Source organism: Planomonospora corallina, from assembly GCF_042650625.1.
Lineage (GTDB): Bacteria > Actinomycetota > Actinomycetes > Streptosporangiales > Streptosporangiaceae > Planomonospora_B > Planomonospora_B corallina.
Genome location: NZ_JBHSBM010000016.1, coordinates 335,998 through 358,496 on the forward strand (window position 1 = coordinate 335,998; position 22,499 = coordinate 358,496).

General features: G+C 74.3%; 20 protein-coding genes and 1 pseudogene. 14 read left to right on the plus strand and 7 right to left on the minus strand.

Features of this window, described 5'->3' with window-relative positions; translation table 11 throughout:
- The first annotated feature begins 87 nt into the window (after nt 1-87).
- Nucleotides 88-1,248, plus strand: a complete 1,161-nt coding sequence (locus tag ACFOWE_RS12710; RefSeq protein WP_377287480.1) for a steroid 3-ketoacyl-CoA thiolase — start codon at nt 88-90, stop codon at nt 1,246-1,248.
- A gap of 80 nt (nt 1,249-1,328) precedes the next feature.
- Here ACFOWE_RS12710 and ACFOWE_RS12715 read toward each other — a convergent pair whose 3' ends face one another.
- Entirely contained in the window at nt 1,329-3,101 is a 1,773-nt protein-coding gene (locus tag ACFOWE_RS12715) for a class I adenylate-forming enzyme family protein (protein WP_377287481.1), read from the minus strand.
- Nucleotides 3,102-3,365: 264 nt separating this feature from the next.
- Between ACFOWE_RS12715 and ACFOWE_RS12720 the strand changes: the two genes are divergently transcribed.
- The 8 genes from ACFOWE_RS12720 to ACFOWE_RS12755 all read left to right on the plus strand — a co-directional run bounded on the left by ACFOWE_RS12720 (nt 3,366) and on the right by ACFOWE_RS12755 (nt 11,543).
- The gene (locus tag ACFOWE_RS12720; RefSeq protein ID WP_377287482.1) at nt 3,366-4,124 is read left to right on the plus strand and encodes an SDR family NAD(P)-dependent oxidoreductase; all 759 of its coding nucleotides are present in this window, start codon (nt 3,366-3,368) and stop codon (nt 4,122-4,124) included.
- A 189-nt stretch (nt 4,125-4,313) separates the two neighbouring features.
- A complete protein-coding gene (locus ACFOWE_RS12725; protein ID WP_377287483.1) occupies nt 4,314-5,561 on the plus strand; it encodes an NADH:flavin oxidoreductase in 1,248 nt (415 codons plus the stop codon).
- Between the two features lie 76 nt (nt 5,562-5,637).
- Nucleotides 5,638-6,366 carry an AMP-binding protein gene (locus ACFOWE_RS12730; protein WP_377287484.1) on the plus strand — a complete coding sequence of 243 codons (729 nt, stop codon included), beginning with the start codon at nt 5,638-5,640 and terminating at the stop codon, nt 6,364-6,366.
- A gap of 73 nt (nt 6,367-6,439) precedes the next feature.
- Nucleotides 6,440-7,606, plus strand: a complete 1,167-nt coding sequence (locus ACFOWE_RS12735; RefSeq protein ID WP_377287485.1) for an acyl-CoA dehydrogenase family protein — start codon at nt 6,440-6,442, stop codon at nt 7,604-7,606.
- Nucleotides 7,607-7,637: 31 nt separating this feature from the next.
- Nucleotides 7,638-8,711: a bifunctional MaoC family dehydratase N-terminal/OB-fold nucleic acid binding domain-containing protein gene (locus ACFOWE_RS12740; protein ID WP_377287486.1), complete on the plus strand. Its 1,074-nt coding sequence runs from the start codon at nt 7,638-7,640 to the stop codon at nt 8,709-8,711.
- Nucleotides 8,711-9,901, plus strand: coding sequence for an acyl-CoA dehydrogenase family protein (locus tag ACFOWE_RS12745; protein WP_377287487.1), 1,191 nt, complete (start codon nt 8,711-8,713; stop codon nt 9,899-9,901). The genes ACFOWE_RS12740 and ACFOWE_RS12745 overlap by 1 nt, the downstream gene beginning before the upstream one ends.
- The gene (locus ACFOWE_RS12750; RefSeq protein WP_377287488.1) at nt 9,898-10,353 is read left to right on the plus strand and encodes a MaoC/PaaZ C-terminal domain-containing protein; all 456 of its coding nucleotides are present in this window, start codon (nt 9,898-9,900) and stop codon (nt 10,351-10,353) included. The genes ACFOWE_RS12745 and ACFOWE_RS12750 overlap by 4 nt, the downstream gene beginning before the upstream one ends.
- Nucleotides 10,350-11,543, plus strand: coding sequence for a lipid-transfer protein (locus ACFOWE_RS12755; RefSeq protein WP_377287489.1), 1,194 nt, complete (start codon nt 10,350-10,352; stop codon nt 11,541-11,543). The genes ACFOWE_RS12750 and ACFOWE_RS12755 overlap by 4 nt, the downstream gene beginning before the upstream one ends.
- Before the next feature lie 6 nt (nt 11,544-11,549).
- On the opposite strand, the gene ACFOWE_RS12760 is transcribed toward ACFOWE_RS12755, so the two are convergent.
- On the minus strand, nt 11,550-13,280 hold the full coding sequence (locus ACFOWE_RS12760) for a family 43 glycosylhydrolase (RefSeq protein WP_377287490.1): 1,731 nt from the start codon (nt 13,278-13,280) through the stop codon (nt 11,550-11,552).
- A 343-nt stretch (nt 13,281-13,623) separates the two neighbouring features.
- Between ACFOWE_RS12760 and ACFOWE_RS12765 the strand changes: the two genes are divergently transcribed.
- Nucleotides 13,624-14,490 (plus strand): hypothetical protein, encoded by an 867-nt coding sequence (locus ACFOWE_RS12765; RefSeq protein WP_377287491.1) that lies wholly within the window; start codon nt 13,624-13,626, stop codon nt 14,488-14,490.
- Here ACFOWE_RS12765 and ACFOWE_RS12770 read toward each other — a convergent pair.
- Together ACFOWE_RS12770 and ACFOWE_RS12775 are read right to left on the minus strand one after the other, a co-directional pair.
- A pseudogene (locus ACFOWE_RS12770) lies at nt 14,465-14,938 on the minus strand (NUDIX domain-containing protein); the annotation flags it as partial. The gene ACFOWE_RS12765 and the pseudogene ACFOWE_RS12770 sit on opposite strands and share 26 nt — an antisense overlap.
- Nucleotides 14,939-14,953: 15 nt before the next feature.
- Complete coding sequence (locus ACFOWE_RS12775) at nt 14,954-15,589, minus strand: dihydrofolate reductase family protein (protein WP_377287492.1); 636 nt, start codon at nt 15,587-15,589, stop codon at nt 14,954-14,956.
- Nucleotides 15,590-15,795: 206 nt separating this feature from the next.
- Here ACFOWE_RS12775 and ACFOWE_RS12780 point away from each other — a divergent pair, with 206 nt between their 5' ends.
- Nucleotides 15,796-16,257: a winged helix-turn-helix transcriptional regulator gene (locus ACFOWE_RS12780; protein WP_377287493.1), complete on the plus strand. Its 462-nt coding sequence runs from the start codon at nt 15,796-15,798 to the stop codon at nt 16,255-16,257.
- A gap of 76 nt (nt 16,258-16,333) precedes the next feature.
- On the opposite strand, the gene ACFOWE_RS12785 is transcribed toward ACFOWE_RS12780, so the two are convergent.
- The gene (locus ACFOWE_RS12785) at nt 16,334-17,107 is read right to left on the minus strand and encodes an SDR family oxidoreductase (protein ID WP_377287494.1); all 774 of its coding nucleotides are present in this window, start codon (nt 17,105-17,107) and stop codon (nt 16,334-16,336) included.
- A 225-nt stretch (nt 17,108-17,332) separates the two neighbouring features.
- On the opposite strand from ACFOWE_RS12785, the gene ACFOWE_RS12790 reads away from it, so the two are divergent.
- Entirely contained in the window at nt 17,333-19,006 is a 1,674-nt protein-coding gene (locus ACFOWE_RS12790) for an AMP-binding protein (protein ID WP_377287495.1), read from the plus strand.
- A 51-nt stretch (nt 19,007-19,057) separates the two neighbouring features.
- Here ACFOWE_RS12790 and ACFOWE_RS12795 read toward each other — a convergent pair whose 3' ends face one another.
- Complete coding sequence (locus ACFOWE_RS12795) at nt 19,058-19,486, minus strand: MarR family winged helix-turn-helix transcriptional regulator (protein ID WP_377287496.1); 429 nt, start codon at nt 19,484-19,486, stop codon at nt 19,058-19,060.
- A gap of 162 nt (nt 19,487-19,648) precedes the next feature.
- Between ACFOWE_RS12795 and ACFOWE_RS12800 the strand changes: the two genes are divergently transcribed.
- The gene (locus ACFOWE_RS12800; protein WP_377287497.1) at nt 19,649-20,536 is read left to right on the plus strand and encodes an MBL fold metallo-hydrolase; all 888 of its coding nucleotides are present in this window, start codon (nt 19,649-19,651) and stop codon (nt 20,534-20,536) included.
- Nucleotides 20,537-20,637: 101 nt separating this feature from the next.
- On the opposite strand, the gene ACFOWE_RS12805 is transcribed toward ACFOWE_RS12800, so the two are convergent.
- Nucleotides 20,638-21,540 (minus strand): SDR family oxidoreductase, encoded by a 903-nt coding sequence (locus tag ACFOWE_RS12805; RefSeq protein WP_377287498.1) that lies wholly within the window; start codon nt 21,538-21,540, stop codon nt 20,638-20,640.
- Between the two features lie 171 nt (nt 21,541-21,711).
- Between ACFOWE_RS12805 and ACFOWE_RS12810 the strand changes: the two genes are divergently transcribed.
- Nucleotides 21,712-22,464 (plus strand): enoyl-CoA hydratase family protein, encoded by a 753-nt coding sequence (locus ACFOWE_RS12810; RefSeq protein WP_377287499.1) that lies wholly within the window; start codon nt 21,712-21,714, stop codon nt 22,462-22,464.
- Nucleotides 22,465-22,499 lie beyond the last annotated feature (35 nt).

Below are 22,499 nucleotides of genomic sequence, written 5' to 3' on the forward strand. Positions count from 1 at the left end.
CGCGCCGCGCCGGCCGCCGGGGAGGGGCGCCGCGACGGCGACCGGCGGCCGAGAGCCCCGCCGGGACAACGGAAGCGAGGAGAAGCCATGGCCGAAGCCGTCATCGTCGACGCCGCCCGCACACCGGTCGGCCGGCGCAGGGGGGCCCTCTCGGGCCTGCACCCGGCGGAACTGCTCGGGCTCGTCCACAGGGGCCTGCTGGAGCGCACCGGGGCGGACCCGGCCGAGCTCGGCCAGGTCGTCGGCGGTTGCGTCACCCAGGCGGGCGAGCAGTCCAACAACGTCACCCGCCAGGCGTGGCTGCACGCGGGCCTGCCGTACGGCACGGCGTGCACGACGATCGACTGCGCCTGCGGCTCCTCCCAGCAGGCGGTCCACCTGGTCGCCGGACTGATCGCCTCCGGCGCGATCGAGGCCGGGATCGGCTGCGGCGTCGAGTCGATGAGCCGCGTCTTCCTCGGCCAGGCGGCCACCCCCGAGACCGGCAGCCCCTTCCCGGACGGCTGGTCGCTGGACATGCCCGACCAGTTCACCGCCGCCGAGCGCATCGCGGCGCTGCGCGGCATCACCCGCGCCGACGCCGACGCCCTCGGCCTGGCCTCGCAGCGGCGCGCCGCGCGGGCGTGGGCCGAGGGCCGCTTCGACGGCCAGATCATCGCGGTGGACGCGCCCGTCATGGGAGAGGAGGGGCCGACGGGGGAGACCGTCCGCGTCGAGAAGGACCAAGGGCTGCGCGAGACCAGCGCGGAGGCGCTGGCGAAGCTCAAGCCCGTCCTCCCCGGCGGCGTCCACACCGCCGGCAACTCCTCGCAGATCAGCGACGGCGCGGCGGGCGTGCTCCTGATGAGCCGGGCCAGGGCCCGCGATCTCGGCCTGCGCCCCCGGGCCCGCATCGTCGCCTCCGGCATGGTCGGCGCCGACCCCTATTACCACCTGGACGGGCCGGTGCAGGCGACCGAGCACGTGCTCCGCATGGCCGGGATGGCGCTCTCCGACATCGACCTGGTCGAGATCAACGAGGCGTTCGCCTCCGTGGTGCTCTCCTGGGCGCAGGCGCACAAGGCGGACATGGACCGGGTCAACGTCAACGGCGGCGCGATCGCCCTCGGCCACGCGGTCGGCTCCACCGGAGCCCGCCTGGTGACCCAGGCCGTGCACGAGCTGGAGCGGTCGGACCGGTCGACCGCGCTCGTCACCATGTGCGCCGGCGGCGCCCACGCCACGGCCACGGTCATCGAGCGGATCTGAGGAGGGCACGGGCACCGCACCGGCCCGCCGGGGCCGGGCGGCGCCGCCGCGACCGGCCGGTCGTACGCGGGGATGCCTCCTCAGCGCGTGGCGGGTGGGGCCTGCGCGCCCGCGGTGACTCCGGCGATGCGCTCCACCTCGGGGCGGACGACCTTGCCGGTCGCGTTGCGGGGGAGCGGCTCGGTGACGATCCGCCACCGCGACGGGACCTTGAAGTAGGCCAGCTCCTTGCCGGCGTACTCCCGCAGCTCCTCCTCGCCCACCGGCCGCCCGTCGCCGGTGACGACCACCGCCACGACCTCCTGGCCCAGGTCCGCGTGGGGCACGCCGATGACGGCGCACTCGCGCACGCCCGGGTGCTCGGCCAGAACGCTCTCGACCTCGGCCGGGTAGACGTTCTCCCCGCCGCGGATGATCAGGTCGGAGCGCCGGGCGGTGAGGCGGAGCCGGCCCTGCTCGATCACCCCGATGTCGCCGGTGTGCAGCCAGCGGTCCTCGCGCAGCGTGTTCCGGGTGGCCTCCGGGTCGTTCCAGTAGCCGAGCATGTTGAACGGGCTGCGCGCGCAGACCTCGCCCTCCTCGCCCTCGGGCAGCGCCCGGCCGTCCGGGCCGCGGATCTCCAGCCGCACGGTCGCGATGGCACGGCCCAGCGTCCCGGGCGCCTCCGCCAGGTCGAGCGGCGAGGCCACCGAGATCGCGGTCGAGGACTCGGTCAGCCCGTAGCTGTCGGCCAGGGCGTGCCGGGCGACGGGGAGGACCGCCTTCAGCCGCTCCTTGAACGCCGGTGAGGACGGCGCGGAGGCCAGCGCGAACGCGGTCAGCGACGACAGGTCGTACGCCGACAGGTCGCCGTGCTCGATCAGCCGGTGCGCCATGGTGGGCACCGCGCCCCAGTTGGTGACCCGCTCCTTCTCGATCAGCCGCAGCACCCGGTCCACGTCGAAGGCGCCCTCGTGCATGACGAGCGCGCTCCCGGTCGCCAGGCGCGGCACGGCGAGGTTGTGCAGGCTCGCGATGTGGAACAGCGGCAGCGCCAGCAGGTAGCGCCTGTCCTCCGGCTTCCTCGGGTCGCCGAACGCCTGGGCCGTCGCGTCGTTCATCCGGTGGTACTCGATCACCGAGGTGAGGTTCCGGTGCGAGTGCACCGCGCCCTTCGGGCGGCCGGACGTCCCGCTGGTGTAGAGGATGACCGCCGGGTCGTCCTCGGCGGCCTCGTACTCCGGCAGCGCCTCGCCGGGGAAGAGCGCGGCCAGGCGCGGCACGTCCTCCTCGGTGCCCAGCACGGCGGGCGCGGCCCCGCCCGTGCCTTCTGCGCTCCCCGTGCCTTCTGCGCTCCCCGCGCCTCCCGCGCGCCCCGTGTCCTCTGTACTGTCTGCGCCCGCTATGTCGTCTGTGCCCTCTGTGAGAACGCGGGCGACCACCGCGGCCCGCCTTGCGTCGGCGACGACGACCTTCGGCGTGGTGTGGCCCAGCGCGTACGCGACCTCGCGCCGCGACCACCAGGCGTTGTAGCCGACGGCGACGGCCCCCAGGGAGACCGTCGCCCAGAACGCGACGATCCAGGCGGGGGAGTTGGCGGCGATGATCGCGACGCGGTCGCCGGGGCGCACGCCGTACTCGTCGCGGAGCGCCCGGGCCAGCGACGCGACCCGCGCCGCGTGCCCGGCGAAGCTCAGCCGCTCGTCCGCGGTCACGATGTAGTCGCGCTCGCCGTACCGGACCGACCGGGCGAGCACCTCGCCGAGGTTGCGGGCCCGGTTGGCGAAGACCCGCATCCGCGAGCCGAGGACGTCCTCCTCGGCCAGCTCGAACTCGCCGCCGGGGCCGGTCAGCGCCGCCATGACCGCTGCCATCGCAGCCTTCGGGTCCGTCGGTGTGGACATCGTCTCCCTCTCGTCCCGCCGCCTCGCGAAGACGCCGCCGGCGCGTGCGTCAGGCCGCCCATTGTGATCGTGCGCGGCGGAGCGGCACGGCCGGTCCCGGTGACCGGGACGGGCCCCGGGACCGCGGTGGAGGGGCGTTCCCGGTGAGCGGGACCGCCGGTTCGCGGCAGGACGCGGCGCGGCACACCATTGCCGGAGCCATGCACCGGCGTCATGGCCGAACGGGAGGCGCGCGTGGGAAGCCTGGACGGGAAGAACGCGATCGTGACCGGGGCGGGACAGGGAGTGGGGCAGGGCATCGCGCTCGCCCTCGCCTCCGAGGGAGCGGCCGTCGCGGTGCTCGGCCGGACCGCGGCGAAGCTGGAGAAGACCTGCGCCATGGTCCGCGAACGCGGGGTGCGGGCCGAGGCGTTCCGCTGCGACGTGAGCGAGACCGGCACCGTCCCGGACGTCGTGGAGGAGGTGGCGGCCCGGCTCGGCGGGATCGACATCCTCGTCAACAACGCCTACTCGGGCGCGTTCGGGCCGCTGCTCTCGATGAGCGACGCCGATTTCCAGCGCGGGTTCCGCAGCGGTCCCTTCGCCACGTTCGCCTTCATGAAGGCCTGCCACCCCCACCTGAAGCGGCGCGGCGGCGGCAGCGTCGTCAACCTCGTCACCTCCGCGATGGTCCGCTGGGACACGAGCACCTACGGCGCCTACGCCGCCGCCAAGCAGGCGGTCCGCTCGCTGACCCGGACGGCCGCCGCCGAATGGGGCGCCGACGGCATCCGCGTCAACTGCATCGCCCCGCACGCCCTCTCGCCCGGGCTGAAGTGGTGGACGGAGAACAACCCCGCCGAGGCGGAGGAGTTCCGCAGGAGCATCCCGCTCGGCTACATCGGCGACTGCGAGCAGGACATCGGGCGGGCCGTGGCCGTGCTCGTCGGCCCGGACATGCGCTACCTCACCGGCGCCACCGTGCCGCTCGACGGCGGCCAGGCGGGCTTCTGACGGAGCCGCAGCCCGTCCCGCCACCGCGGCCCGTTCCCGGTACGGCGCCGCGCTGTGCCGGGACGGGCCGGCCGGGCGGACCCCGGCCGGGGCGGTGACCTCCCGGTCAGCGGGATCACCCGGGTGGGGCGGAGCCCCGCTGGTTAACGTCGACGACGCCACCCGACGGGTGCGCGGACGGAGGACCCCTTGACCCAGACACCACCCCCCGGCGCCGGCGTCCCGGACGTGCTCGCCCCGGCGAGGCTCGGTCCGGTCACCCTGCGCAACCGCATCATCAAGTCGGCCACCTACGAGGGACTGAGCAGGCGGAGTCTGGTCACCGACGAGCTCATCGGGTTCCACGTCCGGCACGCGGCGGGCGGCGTCGGGATGACCACGGTCGCCTACTGCGCGGTCGCCCCCGAAGGGCGGACGGAGCGCAAGCAGATCCTGTGGACCCCCGAGGCGCTGCCCGGCCTGCGCAAGCTGACCGAGGCCGTGCACGCCGAGGGCGCGGCGGTCTGCGCGCAGATCGGCCACGCCGGCCCGGTCGCCGACCCCAGGTCCAACCGCCTGCCCGCGCTGGCGCCCTCCCGGCGCTTCCACCTCGCCACGGCCAGCGTGACCAGGGCCGCGACCCGCGCCGACCTGGAGCGGATCGTGCGCGCCCACGGCGAGGCGGCCGTGATGGCCGCCGAGGCGGGGTTCGACGCCGTGGAGATCCACCTCGGGCACAACTACCTCGCCAGTTCCTTCCTGAGCCCCAAGGTCAACAGGCGCAGGGACTCCTACGGCGGAAGCCTGGAGAACCGGGCCCGGCTCTCCCGGGAGATCGCCCGCGCGGTCCGCGACGCGGTCGGCGACCGGATCGCGATCACCGCGAAGCTCAACATGGACGACGGCGTGCCCGGAGGTCTCCAGATCGACGAGGCGATCCGGCTCGCCCGGTGGCTGGAGCAGGACGGCTCCCTCGACGCCCTGGAGCTCACCGCGGGCAGCTCGCTGTTCAACCCCATGTACCTGTTCAAGGGCGAGGCGCCGCTGAAGGAGTTCGCCGCGGCGATGCCCCAGCCCATCAGGCTCGGCATGCGGATGTTCGGCGGGCTGCTGCTGCGCTCCTACCCCTACCGGGACGCCTATCTGCTCGAGGACGCGCGCCGGGTCCGCGCCGCGGTGAAGATGCCGCTCATCCTGCTCGGCGGCATCACGAACAAGCAGGTGATGGACCAGGCCATGCGGGAGGGCTTCGAGTTCGTCGCGATGGCGCGGGCGCTGCTGCGCGAACCCGACCTGATCAACCGGATCAAGGCCGACGCGAGCACCGAGTCCCTGTGCATCCACTGCAACAAGTGCATGGCGGCGATCTACGGCGGCACGCACTGCGTGTTCACCGGCCCGCTGGGCGTGCGCGCCGCCGGGGAGGTCCCCGGGCCCTCGAAGCCCCCGGGTCCTTGAAGCCCCGAGCCCCCTGAGTCCCTGAAGCCCCGAGCCCCCTGAGTCCCTGGAGTCCCGAATCCCCGAAGGGCCGAACGTGCACCACGAGACGATCGCCGACCTGCTGCTCGCGCGGGCCGGGGACACCCGCCCGGGCCTGCGCACCCGTGAGCGGACCTGGAGCTGGGACGAGGTGGTCCGCGCCGGCGCCTGCGTCGCCCTGACACCGAAGTTCTCCGCCTCCGGCTTCCTGCCCGACGTGCGCCTGTACGGGGCGACGTTCTTCACCTACGTCGGCAGGGCGATCGCCCACATCCTCGCCACGCCCGAGAAACCCGACGACGCCGACAACCCGCTCACGCACGCCTTCGGCACCGAGGCCTCCCCGGAGGACCGGGCCGCGTTCCTGCGCCGCTTCGGCTGCCGCCTCATCGAGGGGTACGGCTCCAGCGAGAGCGCGGGCCTGATCAGACCAGACCCGGACGCCCCCGCGACGGCGCTGGGCCGGCCCGCCCACGGCGGCGTCCGGATCGCCGACCCGCGGACCCTCCGCTTCCTGCCCCCGGCGGTGCTCGACGAGCACGGCCGGGTGGACGATCCGGAGGAGGCCGTCGGCGAGATCGTCGACACCGAGGGCGCGGCGAGGTTCGAGGGCTACTACAAGGACCCGGCCGCCGACGCCGAGCGGGTCCGTCACGGCTGGTACTGGACCGGTGACCTCTGGACCGGGCGCGGCGCGCCGGAGTACACCCCGATGACCGACCGGGACCGGGCCGCGCTGCGCCAGGAGTTCCTCGCCGCGGGGCGCCTGCGCTTCCTGCCCTAGCCCCGCGGCGACCGCCCACGCCACGACCCCCGACCGCCCACGCCACGACCCCCGAGAAGGAGAAGCGGAGACCATGGACCTGCGCGAGACCGAGGAGCAACGGCGTCTCCGCGCCGAGCTGCGGAGCTACTTCGCGGGCCTGCTGCCCGCCGAGGAGCGCCGCCGCGCGGGGGAGGAGGGCGTGGGCGGCGACCGCTTCCGCGAGGTGGTCCGCCGGCTCGGCGCCGACGGCTGGCTCGGCCTCGGCTGGCCCGTCGAGTACGGCGGGCAGGGCCGGTCGGCCGAGGACCAGTACGTGTTCTTCGACGAGGTCCAGCGGGCCGGGCTGCCGTTCCCGTTCGTCACCGTGAACACGGTCGGTCCCACCCTGATGCACCACGGCACCGAGGAGCAGCGCAGGCGCTTCCTGCCCGGCATCCTCTCCGGCGAGATCATTTTCGCCATCGGCTACACCGAGCCCGACGCCGGCACCGACCTGGCGTCGCTGACGACCCGGGCGGTCCGCGACGGCGACGAGTTCGTCATCGACGGCGCCAAGGTCTTCACCAGCGGCGCGAACACCGCCGACCACATCTGGCTCGCCTGCCGTACCGACCCGGACGCCCCGAAGCACAGGGGCATCTCGATCCTGATCGTGCCCACCGACGCCCCGGGGTTCTCCTGGAGCCCGATCCGCACGGTGGGCGGCATGGCCGTCACCGCCACCTACTACAGCGGCGTACGGGTGCCCGCGAGCGCCGTCGTCGGCGAGGTCGACGGCGGCTGGAAACTGATCACCACCCAGCTCAACCACGAGCGGATCGGCCTGGCCGCGCTGGGCGGCCGGATGATCCGGCTCTGGGAGGACGTCGCCGCCTGGGCCCGGGAGAACGGCGCGCTCGACCTGCCGTGGGTCCGGCAGGACCTGGCCCGCGCCTACGCCCGGCTGGAGGCGATGCGCCTGCTGAACTGGAAGATGGCCGGCGCGGTCGAGCGCGGCGCGCTCTCCGGCGCGGACGCGGGCGCGGTCAAGGTCTACGGCACCGAGACCCACATCCACGTGCAGCGCACCCTGGGCGGGATCCTCGGCGCGGCCGGCCGGATCCGCCCGGAGTCGCCCGGGGCCGCGCTCGCCGGGGAACTCGAGCAGCTGTCCCGGCAGGGCATCGTCAACACCTTCGGCGGCGGCGTCAACGAGGTCCTGCGCGACATGGTCGCCGCCCAGGGGCTGGGCCTCCCCCGGGTGGGACGGGGCGCATGAACGAGCGGACCGACGGGCGCGAGGAGGGCGCATGAGCCAGGAGGCGGAGACCGGGGCGCGGGGCCGTACGGGCGGCGGCGCGGACGACTACGAGGAGCGGCTGCAGGCGTTCACCGGCCGGGTCCTGATGCCGCTCCGGCCCGGACCGGACCCGGTCAACCGGCCGATGATCCGGCACTGGGCCGAGGCGATGGAGGACGGCAACCCGGTCTACCTCGACGAGGAGGCGGCCCGCGCCACCGGCCGGCCCGGCGTCGTCGCGCCCGCGTCGATGATGCAGGCGTGGACCATGCGCGGCTACGCCGCGACGCGGACGCCGGGCGGGCCGGAGGGCGCCTACGGCGAGCTGGTCGCCCTGCTGGACGAGCGCGGTTACACCTCGGTGGTGGCGACCGACTCCGAGTTCGAGTTCCACCGGGAGCTCGTGCCCGGCGACCACGTCGGCGCGGAGGAGGTCGTCGAGTCGATCTCGGCGGAGAAGTCCACCGCGCTGGGCGCCGGGCGGTTCATCACCACGCTGCGGACCTACCGCGACGCGGACGGCGAGGTCGTGGCCACGCAGCGCTGGCGCACCCTGCGCTTCCGCCCGAAGAACCCGCCCGGGGGGCAGGCCGGAGACCGCACCGAGGAACGGGCGGGGGAGCAGGCCGGACAGGAGGGGCGGCCCGGGCAGGAGGGGCCGCCGGACCGGTCCCGGGCGCCGAGGCCGCGGCCGGCGCTCAACCGGGACAACGTGTTCTGGTTCGAGGCCGCCCGCGGGCACCGGCTGCTGATCCAGCGCTGCGCCTCGTGCAAGGCGCTCCGCCACCCGCCCGGCCCCTGCTGCCCGGAGTGCCGCTCCTTCGACTGGGACACCGTCGAGGCCTCCGGCCGCGGGCACGTCTACAGCTACGTCGTCAACCACCACCCCCGCCACCCGGCCTTCGACTATCCGCTGGTCGTCGCGGTCGTCGAGCTGGCGGAGGGCACCCGGCTCATCACGAACCTGGTCGGCGCCGCCCCCGAGGAGGTCACGATCGGCATGCCCGTCGTCCTCGACTGGATCGACCCCGACCCCGACCTGTCGCTCCCGGTGTTCCGGCCGGCCGAGCAGGAGGAACGCTGATGGACTTCACCCTTGGCGAGGAGCTCGAGGAGGTCCGCGGCCTGGCGGCCGAGGTCCTCACCGACCGGGCCGCCACCGAGCGGGTCCGCGCCGTCGAGAGATCCCCGGGCCGCGTCGACGAGGACCTCTGGACGGAGCTGGCCAAGACCGGCCTGCTCGGCGTCGCGCTCCCCGAATCCGACGGCGGCGCCGGGCTCGGCCTGGCCGCGCTCTGCGTCCTGCTGGAGGAGCAGGGACGCCGGGTGGCCCCCGTACCGGTCTGGCCGGCGGCCGTCGCGGCGCTCGCGATCGCCGGGTACGGCACGGCGGCGCAGCGCCGCGACCTGCTCCCGGCGTTCGCCGACGGGTCGGCGCGGCCGACCCTGGCGCTGGAGGAGTTCGGCCCGCACGACCCGCGTGATCCGGCGTGCGAGGCCCGGCCGGACGACGGCGCCGGTGGCGGTACGGCCGGCGGAGCGGACGGTGGCGGTACGGCCGGTGGGGCGGACCGCGGTGCCCCCGGCGCGTGGCGGCTGACCGGGGTGCAGGCCCAGGTGCCCTCGCCGGCCGGCGCGGCCCGGAGGATCGTCTCCGCGCGCACGGCGGCCGGCCCCGGCCTGTTCCTGGTCGCCGCCGGCGGCGAGGGCGTGGCCTGGGAGCACGCCGAGACCACCAGCCGCGACCTCAGCGGCCATCTGACCCTCACCGGCGCGCCCGCGCAGGCGGTCGGGGAACCGGGAACGGGCGTCCTCGAGCGGACCCTCGCCCATGCCCGCACCGCCCTGGCCGCCCTCCAGCTCGGCGTCTGCCAGGGAGCGCTCCGGCTGGCCGCCGGCCACCTGACCGGGCGCAGGCAGTTCGGCCGCCCGCTCGCCGCCTTCCAGGCGGTCCAGCACCAGCTCGCCGACTGCTACATCGAGATCGAGGCCATCCGGGTCTGCCTCTGGCAGGCCGTCTGCGCTCTCGACGGCGGCGACGGTCCGAGGGAGACCGAGGCGGCCGCGCTGGTCGCCAAGTGGTGGGCCGCCGAGGCCGGGCTGAACGTCGTCCACCGCGTCCAGCACGTGCACGGCGGGATCGGTGTCGACGTCGACTACCCGGTCCACCGCCACTTCCTGTGGGGACGGCAGATCGCCGGGACCCTGGGCGGGGCGAGCGCCGGCCTCGCCCGCCTCGGCGACGTGCTGGCGGAAGGAGTGGTGACGCCGTGACCCCGCCCGCACCCAGGACCCTCACGACCCGGACCTACGACGAGGTCGCGGTGGGCGACACGCTCGACGAGCTGACGGTCCCGCTGACCCGGACCCTGATCGTCGCGACCGCGCTCGCCAGTCGTGACTACCAGGACGTGCACCACGACCACGAGCTGGCGGCCGCCCGGGGCTCGAAGGACATCTTCATGAACATCCTGACCACCAACGGGCTGGTCGACCGGTACGTCACCGCGTGGGCGGGGCCCGCCGCCGTGGTGAAGGCCATCAGGATCCGGCTCGGCGCGCCCAACCACCCGGGCGACACCATGGTGCTGACCGGGACCGTCACCACCAAGCACGACGGGGACCGCCGGGTGGAGATCTCCGTGCGCGGCGCCAACGGCCTCGGCTTCCATGTGACCGGCACCGTCGAGGTCCGGCTCCCCGGCGGGGAGGGTGGTGCCGTATGAGCGCCCGCACCCGCTCCGGAGGCCTCTCCGGCGCCGCCGCGATCGCCGGCATCGGGGCCACCGAGTTCTCCAAGGACTCCGGACGCAGCGAGCTCCGGCTGGCCTGCGAGGCGGTGCTCGCCGCCATCGCCGACGCCGGGCTGGAACCGTCCGACGTCGACGGGCTGGTGACGTTCACCGCCGACACCAACTCAGAGATCCACGTCGCCCGCAGCACCGGCATCGGCGAGCTGAGGTTCTTCTCCCGTGTCGGCTACGGAGGCGGGGCCGCCTGCGGCACCGTCCAGCAGGCCGTGCTGGCCGTCGCCACCGGGATCGCCGACGTCGTCGTCTGCTACCGCGCCTTCAACGAGCGCTCCGGCGTGCGCTACGGCCTCGGCCAGGCGGACCGGGCGATGGACGCCGGGGCCGAGAGCGCGGCCTACGCGTGGATGACCCCGTTCGGCCTGCTCACCCCCGCGCAGTGGGTCGCCATGTTCGCCCGCCGCTACATGCACGAGTACGGCGCGACCAGCGAGGACTTCGGCCGGGTCGCCGTGGTCGCCCGGAAGCACGCCGCGGCCAACCCGGCGGCCTGGTTCCACGGCCGGCCGATCACCCTGGCCGACCACCAGTCCTCGCGCTGGATCGCCGAGCCGCTGCACCTGCTGGACTGCTGCCAGGAGACCGACGGCGGCCAGGCGCTGGTCGTCGTCTCCGCCGAGCGGGCCCGCGACCTGCCGCACCCGCCCGCGGTCGTCCGCGCGGCCGCGCAGGGCTCGGGCGCCGACCAGCACATGATGACCAGCTACTACCGGCAGGAGATCACCGGAATCCCGGAGATGGGCCTGGTCGGCGAGCAGTTGTACGCGCAGAGCGGCCTGCGCCCGGACGACATCGGCGCGGCGGTCGTCTACGACCACTTCACCCCGCTGGTGCTCCCGCAACTGGAGGAGCTCGGCTTCTGCGCCCGCGGAGAGGCCAGGCACTTCATCGCCGACGGGCACCTGGAGGTCGGCGGCCGGCTGCCCTGCAACACCCACGGCGGTCAGCTCGGCGAGGCGTACCTGCACGGCATGAACGGCATCGCCGAGGCGGTGCGGCTGGTCCGCGGCACCTCGGTCAACCAGCCCGCCGGGACCGGCCATGTGATCGTCACGGCGGGAACGGGCGTGCCGACCAGCGGCCTCATCCTGGGACCGGACACCTGACCGCGGTCAGGCCGGCGGCCGGCCGGCCTGACCGGGACCGGAGGAGGCGCGGTAGGCCGCGTCGTCGAAGTCGGCGGGCAGGCCGCGCCCGGTGAGGTCCCAGACCCACAGCCCGACGAACGCGCCGGTGAACCCCATGGTCCGGATCCGGCCGTCCTCCATCTCCTCGGCGTGCTCGTCGGAGAGCACGGTCGCGTCGAGCCGCGGGCCGAAGGGGCGCCAGCCGGAGCCTGTGTCGCAGCGGAAGCCCAGCTCCGCTCCGTCGATGTCCAGGCCGAGCCTCAGGCGGGTGACCCCGGGGAGGGGGAGCCCGCCCGCCTCGTCCACGGTCAGCGCGCCCCGGTCGCAGCCCGCCCAGCGCAGCACCGTCTCGCCGTGGTCGTCCGCGGTGAGGTGGAGGTAGTACCAGTTGCGGGTGTTGTAGTACGCGGTGATCCCGGCCAGGTGCTGGAAGGAGCGCGGGCGGTACTCCACGGTGGCCTCGAACGAGCAGCGGAGCGAGGTCACCCGGCGGGCCACCAGGCTGGGGCCGACCAGGCTCTGCGGGGAACGGCCGCCGTGCACCCGGAGGTGGGACGGCCGCCCGGTCAGGGAGAGCCAGTCCGGGGCGGCGGGACGGCGCAAGGTGGACCACTGGGGACCCAGGACGGGCCGGTCGAAACCGTCGCGCTCGCCGGATCCGTCCACGGCCACGTCCGCATGGTCCGCGTCCGCATGGTCCGCGTCCACGTCCACGTCCACGTCCACGTGCACGGTGTCGGCGCGGGCGGGCGGTCCTCCGGCGTCCCCGAGCAGGTCGGCGACCGGAAAGCCGGGCAGGGGCAGGCCGGTCGGAGTGCGCGGCCACCCGTCGGACGTCCAGGTCACGGGTGCGAGCGCGGTCTCCCGGCCCAGCACGCACGGCCCGTGCCGGCCCAGCGGCCGGGCGACGAGATAGGCCAGGCAGGAGCGCCCCCCGGCGGTCTCCGCCAGGCTGCCGTGCCCGGCCTTCTGCAGTGGCAGGCCGGGGTGGTCGCGGGCGGTGATCAGCGGGCCGGCCGGGTCGCGCTCGTAGGGACCGGGCAGAGAGCGCGAGCGGGCGACGGTGACCCGGTGCCCGTAGCCGGTGCCGCCGTCCGCGGTCAGCAGGTAGTACCAGGGACCGCGGCGGTAGAGGTTGGGGCCCTCGATCCACGAGGCCGACGGCGGCAGCCGGAGCCGGACGGGATCGCCGACGAGGCGGCGCGCGGCGCGGTCGTAGCGGGTCGCCTCCAGGCCCGCCGAACCGCCGTGCCCCGGCCGCCAGTCGTGCACCAGGTTCACCATCCAGCTCTCCGGCCCGTCGTGGAACAGGGACGCGTCGAAGCCGCGCGCGTGGAGCAGCACCGGATCGGACCAGGGGCCGTGCACGGACGGCGCCGTCGTCACGTAGGCGGGGGCGTCGGTGAAGCCGCCCGCGTAGGCCGACACATTGCTGTAGAGGAGGTGGAACAGGCCGTCCGCGTGACTCAGGTTCGGCGCCCACACCCCGCCGGAGTCGGGGCAGCCCGCCAGGTCCAGCAGCCGGGTGCCGTCCAGCGCCCCGCCCAGCGGACGCCAGTGCACCAGATCCCTGGAGTGGTGCAGCCGCACGCCCGGGCACCACTCGAACGTCGAGGTCGCCAGATAGTAGTCCGGGCCCACCCGGAGCAGGGACGGGTCGGGATGGGAACCCGGCAGCACCGGGTTGCGCACGGTGTCCAACGTCTGTCGCCTCATCCGTCTCCGGGCTCTATCGCGGGCGGCCCCGGTCCACGGCGGCGGACCGGTGATCGAGCAGGACCGTAGTGTCGAACGTGTTCGCGGGCAACGGCCCGCGGCACGGCGGGATCGGCCGGCCGTCCCGAGAAGCGTCCGCCCACCGCCCGCCGGAGCACGGCCTCCCTCCGGCCTCGCCGTACGGGGGCCGCCGTCACCGCGCCGGCTCGCTTCGGCCCATCACCGGTGCCGCGTCGTCGCGGAAGACGGCGGCACCCGTGGTGAAACCGTTCCGCACCCTGACCGCTCCGGGTCGGGAGCCATGCTGGGGGACTCGCCCCCGACAGCGGAGGAGTCCCCTTCCATGCGTAAGCACCACCTGCTCGCCTTCTCCGTCGCCGCAGGGCTGACCCTCGGTGGCGTGGTCGCCCAGCCCGTGCTCGCCGCCCCGGCCCACGCGGCGGTCTCGGCGTCGAAGTGGCGCCCCGCGCCGGTCAAGTCCGTCTTCCGGATCGGCGGCACCGTCGCCGCGGTCGACGCCACCGCCTCCACCGTCGCCGTCGCCGTCCCGGTCGCCGCCGGAACCACCACCACGAACGTCCTGCCGGTCGCCGCCACCGCGGCCGTCACCGTCGACGGTGCCACCGCGACACTGGCGGACGTGCCGGACGGGGCCCGCATCGCGATCACCGGAACCAGCGTCCGCGGCGCCCGGACCGCGACGAAGCTGGCGGTGACCACGACGTGGAGCTTCCGTCAGGACGGGACGGTCGTCGCGGTGGACGCCGAGGCGTCGGCCCTCACGGTCAGGGCGTCGAACGGGGTCGAGAGCGCCGTCCCGGTCGCCGTCGACGCGGCGGTCGTCATCGACGGCGTCGCCACGGCGCTGGCGGACGTGCCGGCCGGGGCCCGCATCACGGTCACCGGTACGGTGACCAACAGCGTGGCGTCCGCGGCGAAGCTGGTGGTGACCACGACGTGGAGCTTCCGCCGGGACGGGACGGTCGTCGCGGTGGACGCCGAGGCGTCGACCCTCACGATCAGGGCCGTGAACGGTGTGCGGAGCACCGTCCCGGTCGCCGCCGACGCGGCCGTCACCCTCAACCGGACCTCTTCGACGCTGGCGGACGTGCCGGCCGGGGCCCAGGCGCAGATCACCGGCACCGTGACCAACGGTGTCGCCTCCGCCACCAAGATCAATGCCGTCAAGGTGGTGAAGAAGCGCCGCTGAGCGGGCGGCCGGCCGGCGCATCGACGAGGTCCCGGCCGGCGCCGGCAGGTGGTGAGCCCCCCGCGGCCGAGGCTTGCGGGGGCCACCGCTTCCCGTGTGGTTCCCGGACGGGCTCCGGGACGCCGGCGGCGCCGGGGGAGTGCGGAGGGTCGGAGGCGGCCCCGGATGTCTCCGGGTCGATCCGGGCCAGGATGTGCCGCGTCGTCGGCGCCACGTCCGTCCCGTCGAGCTCGCCGGGACGGACGGAGCGGAACCGGGCCACCTCCTCCCCGTCGGGCACCGGCTCGCCGGAGACGATCCGGCAGGCGAACACGGTCGACACGTACGCGACGCGGTCCCCGTTGCGGTACTCGGCGACGAAGTCCGGGCCGCCGAACACCCCCGGCACGGCCGTCGGTTCCACCTCGACGCCGACTTCCTCCCGCATCTCCCGGACCAGGGCGTCCGCCGGCCGGTCCCCTGTTCAGCTCGGACCGACGCCACGGTCCTCGCGCCGCATGTCCCCGCCGCCGGGGGTCCCCTCGCCGAGGCCGTAGCGCAGGAGCACGGCGCCCTTGGGCGAGGCGACGGGCGGCTCGAGGAGCACCAGGTTGGCGGGCACCGTACCGTCGGCGAACACCTTCTTGCCGACGCCGAGCGTGATGGGGAAGATCCACAGGTCGAGCCGGTCGAAGAGGCGCTCGCGCAGGAGGGTCTGCACCAGGTTCAGGCTTCCGATCACGTGGATGTGCTCATGCTTGTCGCGCAGCTCGTGCACGGCGCTCACCGGGTCGGGCCCCAGCCGCGTCGAGCCCGCCCAGTCCAGATCCGGGTTGCCGCGCGAGGCGACGTACTTCGGGATGCTGTTGAACAGGGTGGCGATCCCGCCGTCGACGCCGTCGACCTGGTTCGGCCAGAACGCGGCGAAGATGTCGTAGGTCCTGCGGCCCAGGAGCAGGGCGTCCATGCCCTCCATCCCGGCGCCGACGTGCCGGCCGACCGTCTCATCGAACAAGGGCGCCTGCCATCCCCCGAACGGGAAGCCGTCGGGGTCCTCCTCGGGGTCACCCGGCGCCTGGCCGACCAGATCGAGCGTCGCGAACAGGTCGATGTGGATCATGCCCATAACGTCCTCTTCCTCGGGTTCCGCCTTGTCTCCCGGCGCGCACCCGGCGCGGCGTCCGGACGGGAGGGCTGCGAACGATCGCCGAGGACCCGCCAGGTCGTCCACGGCAGGGACTCCATGCGTCTCTTAAGGGAACTTACTGGGGCGACGCTAGCAGGGGTCCCTCTCTTCAGGGAACCCTCTCGCCTATCATCGAGCCCATGCAGCGAACCCGGTTCGGTGACATGGCCTGCTCGATCGCGCGCACGCTGGACGTGATCGGCGAGCCGTGGTCGCCGTTGATCTTGCGCAACGTCATGGTCGGGATCTGCCGCTTCGACCGGCTCCAGAGAAGCCTCGGCATCTCCCGGAAAGTGCTGGCCGAGCGGCTCGGCCGGCTCGTGGAGAACGACGTGCTGGAACGGCGGCGGTATTCGGAGCGGCCGCCCCGGTACGAGTACGCGCTCACCGCCAAGGGGACAGAGCTGTGCGACCTGCTGATGGTGATGGTGCGGTGGGGTGACCGCTGGACGGCGGGCGAGGCCGGACCACCGGTGCTGTATCGGCACCATGCCTGCGGGCAGATCGGTCACGTCGAGCTGCACTGCTCCGTGTGCGACCGTCCCATGGACGTCACCGGCGTCGACATCCTGCCCGGTCCGGGAGCTGTGGCGACCGCCTGAACGGGAACCGCCGAGCCGGCCTCGACGCGGTCCCCTACGCCTGCGCCGGCGGCGCCGCCGGGTCGGGGGAGCTCCGTCAGCCCCGCTCCCGGGTGGCGACGTAGCGGGCGGGGAACTCACCGCCGCCGTGGACGGCGACGTCCGCCCCCGTGACGTAGGACGACAGGTCGCTCGCCAGATAGAGGCAGGCGTCCGCGACGTCGGCGGGCGCCGCCATCCGCGCCATCGGGATCACCCCGGCGACCGCGGCCCCGCCGTCCTCTCCGTACACCGAGGCCGCCGCCTCGGTCAGGACGAGCCCGGTGGTGACGTGGTTGACCCGCACCTTCGGCGACCACTCCAGGGCCAGCGCCCTGGTCAGCGTGAGCAGTCCCGCCTTGGCCGCCGCGTAGGCCGCCACGCCCGGCTGCGGGTCGTGAGCGGCGACGCTGCCGATGTTGATGATCGAGCCGCCGCCCTCCTGCCCCTGCATGACCCGGTTGGCCGGCTGCGCCACGTAGAACGGCGCGAGCAGGTTCAGGGCCACGATCTTCTCGACGAACCGCGGGGAGACCGTCGCCGCGTCCGCCGACGGTGAGCCGCCGGCGTTGTTGACGAGCACGTCGAGCCGGCCGAGCAGGCCGGCCGTACGCTCCACCAGGCCGGCCGCGGTCGCGGCGTCCCGGACGTCGGCGGCGACGAAGCGGGCCGTCCGGCCGCCTCCGGCGGGCGGCTCTGCGGGCTCGGCGCGCCCGCAGACCACCACCTCGGCCCCGGCGGCCAGGAAACGCTCCGCGATCACGGCCCCGATGCCCCTGGTCCCTCCGGTGACCAGCACCGCCCGGCCGGTGAAGTCCATCGTCACGTTCATCGTCGCCCTCCCGGTGCGCGCGGCCCTCCCGCCTCGGGAGGGTACGGCCGCGCGCACCGGGGCGGGCGGACAGTACCGATCACCGGGACGACCCCTCCCGGGCCCGCGGACCGGGCGTCACCATGGGCGGCACCGGACGGCCCGCGGCGGGGCCACGTACGCCAGGCCCCGCGCCAGGCCCCACACCGAGGCCCGCACCGAGGCCCGCACCGAGGCAGGGAGCCCATGAGCGAGAACGACGCACTGACGATCCCGCGCGTCCTGGACCGCGCCGCTCGCGACTTCCCGGAGCTGGAGGCCGTGGTGGACGGCCCGGTCCGGGTCACCTACGGCGAGTTGCACGGGCGGGTCCGCGCGGCGGCGCGGGCGCTGCTGGCCCGCGGCCTGGAGCCGGGGGAGCGGATCGCGATCTGGGCGCCGAACGGCCTGGAGTGGATCGTGACCGCGCTGGGCGCGGTGAGCGCCGGCCTCGTCCTGGTCCCGGTCAACACCCGCTACAAGGGGGAGGAGGCCCGGTGGCTGCTGGCCAGGAGCGGGGCGCGGCTGCTCTTCGTGGAGAACGGCTTCCTCGGCAACGACTACCTCGCCATGCTCGGGGCGGGCGGCGGGGGCGCGGCCGGACGGCCGGTGCCGGACCTGCCGGAGCTGACCGCGGTGGTCGACTTCGGCGATCGTGCGGGCGCGGACATCGGCACGTATGCGGACACGGGCGCGGACACGGGCGCGGACGGGGGCGCGGACGGGGGCGGGGCGGCGACAGCCGGCGCGGGCACGGGTGTGACGGGCTGGGAGGCGTTCCTCGCCGCGGGGCGGGCCGTACCGGAGGAGGAGGCCGTGGCACGGGCGGCCGCGGTGACCCCCGGGGACGTCGCGGACGTGCTGTTCACCTCCGGCACGACCGGCAGGCCCAAGGGCGTCAGGTGCACCCACGGCCAGGACGTGCGGACCTACGAGGCGTGGTGCGGCCGGACCGGGCTGGCCCGCGGCGACCGCTACCTCATCGTCAACCCGCTCTTCCACTGCTTCGGCTACAAGGCCGGCGTGCTCGCCTGCCTGCTCCGGGGGGCCACGATGGTGCTCCAGCGGGTGTTCGAGCCCGGCGAGACGGTGCGGCTGGTCGAGGCCGAGCGGATCACCGTGCTGCCCGGGCCGCCGACGGTCTACACGTCGATGCTGGACGCGCCGGAGCGCTCCCGCCACGACCTGTCCTCGCTCCGGCTCGCGGTCACCGGCGCGGCGACGGTGCCGGTCGCCCTGGTCACGCGGGTGCGCGCCGAGCTCTTCCCGCAGGTCGTCACGGCGTACGGGCTCACCGAGTCGTGCGGCACGGTCACCTCCTGCTCGCTCACCGACGACGACGTGACCGTGGCGACGACCTCCGGCCGTCCCATCGAGGGCGTGGAGGTCAAGGTGGTCGACGGCAAGGGCGAGCCGGTGCCCGCCGGGGAGGACGGCGAGATCCTCGTCCGCGGGCACAACGTGATGCTCGGCTACCTCGACGACCCCGGGGCGACCGCCGAGGCGGTCCGGGACGGCTGGCTGGTGACCGGCGACCGGGGCCGTCTCGACGAGCGGGGCAATCTGACCGTCACCGGCCGATCGAAGGACATGTTCACGGTCGGCGGGTTCAACGTCTATCCGGCCGAGGTCGAGCAGGTCCTGGTCCGCCACGGGGCGGTCGCCGAGGCGGCCGTCGTCGGCGTGCCGGACGCGCGGCTGGGCGAGGTCGGCCGCGCCTACGTCGTGCTCCGCCCCGGCGCGCGGGCCGCCAGGGAGGAGCTGGTCGCGCACTGCCGGGAGCTGCTGGCGAACTTCAAGGTCCCCCGGGAGGTCGTCGTGCTCGACGCCCTGCCGCGCAACGCGGCCGGCAAGGTGCAGAAGTCGGAGCTGCCCAGGTGAGACCGGGTGCGCGGACCGGAACGGGGGGTGCCGAGGTGGGCCGGCGCCGGCTCATGAACGGATGATGGCCTGTTCGAGCAGGTCCTGAAGGGCGCGCTGCTGCTGGGCGGTGAGGCCGGCCAGCGGTGAGTCCTGGACAAGGAGTTCGAGGAGCCGTTCACGGAGGGCGTCGCCCTCCGCGGTGAGGACGAGTTGCTTGGCGCGACGGTCGGTGGGGTGCGCACGGCGCTCGATCAAGCCCTGTTTCTCGAGCTTGTCGACGACGAAGGTGGCGTTGGAGGGCTCGCAGCCCATGCGTTCGGCGAGCTCGCGCATGGTCATCGGTCCGGTCATCTCCCGCAGCGCGGTCGCCTGGGCGGAGGTGAGGCCCAGGGTGGCCGCGCGTTCGCGTACGTGAACGGCGATCTGCTGGGCCAGCCCGTTCACCAGGCCGCACAGCTCCCGCTCGGCGACGGCCTGCGGTTCCGGAGACGTGGTCATGCACCCCATCCTAGCAAGTCCATCAAGCCAGCATATTTGCAGCTTAACTGTTTCAAACAAATATGTTTTAAGCTTGACTGTTTCAAGCTTGATGCTTATGGTGGCCCGGTCGGCGACAGGGGACGCGGCGACGGCCTGAACCCCGAAGAAGGGAACGCGAGCATGGCGAACTCCGTGGTTCACCGGGACGAGCGGCTGCGGCGGCCGGCGGGGATCCGCTCGGTACGGCTGGGCGGCACGAAGGTGTCCTTCGTGCCGGACGGGGCCATCCAGGGGAGGCCGCGCAGCTGGCTGCCGGACACCACCGATGAGATCTGGGCCGCCCACCCGCAGTACCTGGATGCCTCCGGCCATCTTGTGGCGAGTATCGGCGGTCTCCTGGTGGAGAACGGCGACCGCGCGCTGCTGATCGACGCGGGATGGGGGCCGGTGTCGCTGCCGGCCGAGCCGGGAAGCCCGAACGGCGCCGTTCACGGCGGCGCGCTGCCGGACGGTCTGGCCGAGCTCGGCCGCAGGCCGGAGGAGATCGAAACGGTGGCATTCACCCACCTGCACATCGATCACCTCGGCTGGGCCTGGCATCCCGCCCCGGGCGGTGACCGCCCCGTGTTCACCCGGGCCGAGTATGTGGTGGCCGAACCGGAATGGGCTCGACGCGACCTGCTCGCGCAGGGCGTCACCGAGGAGGAGGCCGCCGCGCTGACACCGCGCGTGCGTACGGTGACGGACGGCCAGGAGGTCTTCCCCGGCGTGCGGGTCCAGATCACCGGTGGTCACACGGCCGGGCACACGCAGTACGTCATCACCGGGGGCGGAACCCGGCTGATCGCCTTCGGCGACGCCCTGCACTCGCCGATCCAGGTGGATCACCCCGAATGGTCCTGCCTCTACGACCACGACCCCGCCCGGTCCGCCGAGCATCGCCGTCGTCTCATCGCCGAGTTGGAGGAGCCCGACACGATCGGCTTCGGCATCCACTTCGCCGATGCGGTCTTCGGGCGGGTCCGCCGGGACGGGGCCGGCCCCGCCTGGCGCCCCCTGGACGTCTGACCCGTCCCGGGACCGGCCGTGACCACGACGACCACGTGCGGCCTGCCCGCCCGCCCGCTCGCCCGCACGGCGGGCCGGGCATCGGCCCGCGAGCCGCCCTCTCAGGTCCCGTAGACCGGTTCGGGCTCGGCGGCGCCGGCCAGCAGGCCGGTGACCACCGGGCCGAGCTCGGCGGGATCCCAGCGGGCGCCGTTGTCGGCGGCCGGGCCGTGCCGGAAGCCCTCCATCACGCAGATCCGGCCGCCCTCGACCTCGAAGACCCGCCCGGTCACGTCCCGCGACCCGGCCGAGCCGAGCCAGACGACCAGCGGGGAGACGTTCTCCGGGGCCATCGCGTCGAAGGCGCCGCCGGCCGGGGGCGCCATCGTCGAGGCGAAGACCTGTTCGGTCATCCGGGTGCGGGCGGCCGGGGCGATCGCGTTGACGGTCACGCCGTACCGGCCCAGCTCGGCGGCGGCCACCAGGGTCAGTCCCACGATGCCGGCCTTGGCGGCGGCGTAGTTGCCCTGCCCGAAGCTGCCCAGCAGGCCCGCCCCGGACGAGGTGTTGACCACCCGGGCGTCCACCGCCCGGCCCGCCTTGGCCTCGGCCCGCCAGTGCAGCCCGGCGTGCTTGAGCGGCAGGAAGTGGCCCTTGAGGTGGACGCGCATCACCGCGTCCCATTCCTGCTCCGACATGTTGACCAGCATGCGGTCGCGCAGGAAGCCGGCGTTGTTGACCAGCACGTCCAGCCGGCCGAAGGCCTCCAGGGCGGTGGCGACCAGGCGCCGGGCCCCGTCGTCGGAGGCGACGTCGGAGCAGTCGGCCACCGCCCGGCCGCCCAGCGCGCGGATCTCCTCGGCCACCCGCTGGGCGGGCCCGCCGGAGGCGCCCTCCCCGGAGGCGCTCACGCCGAGGTCGTTGACCACGACCAGGGCTCCCTGCCGGGCGAACTCCAGGGCGTGCGCGCGGCCGAGGCCGCGCCCGGCACCGGTCACCACGACGACGCGGTCCTTGCAGATCATGGTCAGCTCTCCTCATCGGCGACGGCGGGGTCGTGCGGGGTCGTGCGGGGTCGTGCGGGGTCGTGCGGGGTCGTGCGGGGTCGTGCGGGAACGGCCCGGCGCCGGGGGAGGCCGCCGCGCCGTTCCTCTGCTACCTTAGTTTCTAACAAATGTTTGGTGGAAAGGTGGCGTATGGGAATCTCCACCAGGGACCACGGTGACGGCGTCACCGAGATCGTCATGGACGTGCCACCGGTCAACGCGCTGCCGGTCCAGGGCTGGCTCGACCTGGCGGAGGCCGTACGGGAGGCCGGGCGCGACGCGCGGACCCGTGCCGTGGTGCTGCGCGCCGAGGGCAGGGGCTTCAACGCCGGGGTGGACATCAAGGAGATGCAGGCCTCCGCCGGTTTCGAGGCGCTGGTCGGCGCGAACCGCGGCTGCCACGCCGCGTTCGGCGCGGTCTACGAGTGCGAGGTGCCGGTGGTCGCGGCCGTGCACGGGTTCTGCCTGGGCGGCGGCGTCGGCCTGGCCGGCAACGCCGACATCGTGGTCGCCTCCGAGGACGCCTACTTCGGCCTGCCCGAGGTGGAGCGGGGCGCGCTCGGCGCCGCCACCCACCTGGCCCGCCTCGTCCCGCAGCACCTGATGCGAGCGATGGTCTACACGTGCCGGAACGTCACCGCCGCCGAGCTGCACGCCTTCGGCTCGGTGCTGCACGTCGTGCCCGCCGGGGAGCTCCGCGGGGCGGCCCTCGAGGTCGCCGCCCAGATCGCGGCCAAGGACCCGTACGTGATCCGCCGGGCCAAGGAGTCGCTGAACGGCATCGACCCGGTCGACGTGCACCGCAGCTACCGCTACGAGCAGGGCTTCACCTTCGAGCTCAACCTGATGGGCGCCGGCGACCGGCACCGCGACGCCTTCGTCTCCGAGGGGGCGGAGCGATGAGCGCGGCGCGAGGAGATCAGGCCGCCGGTGGAGCG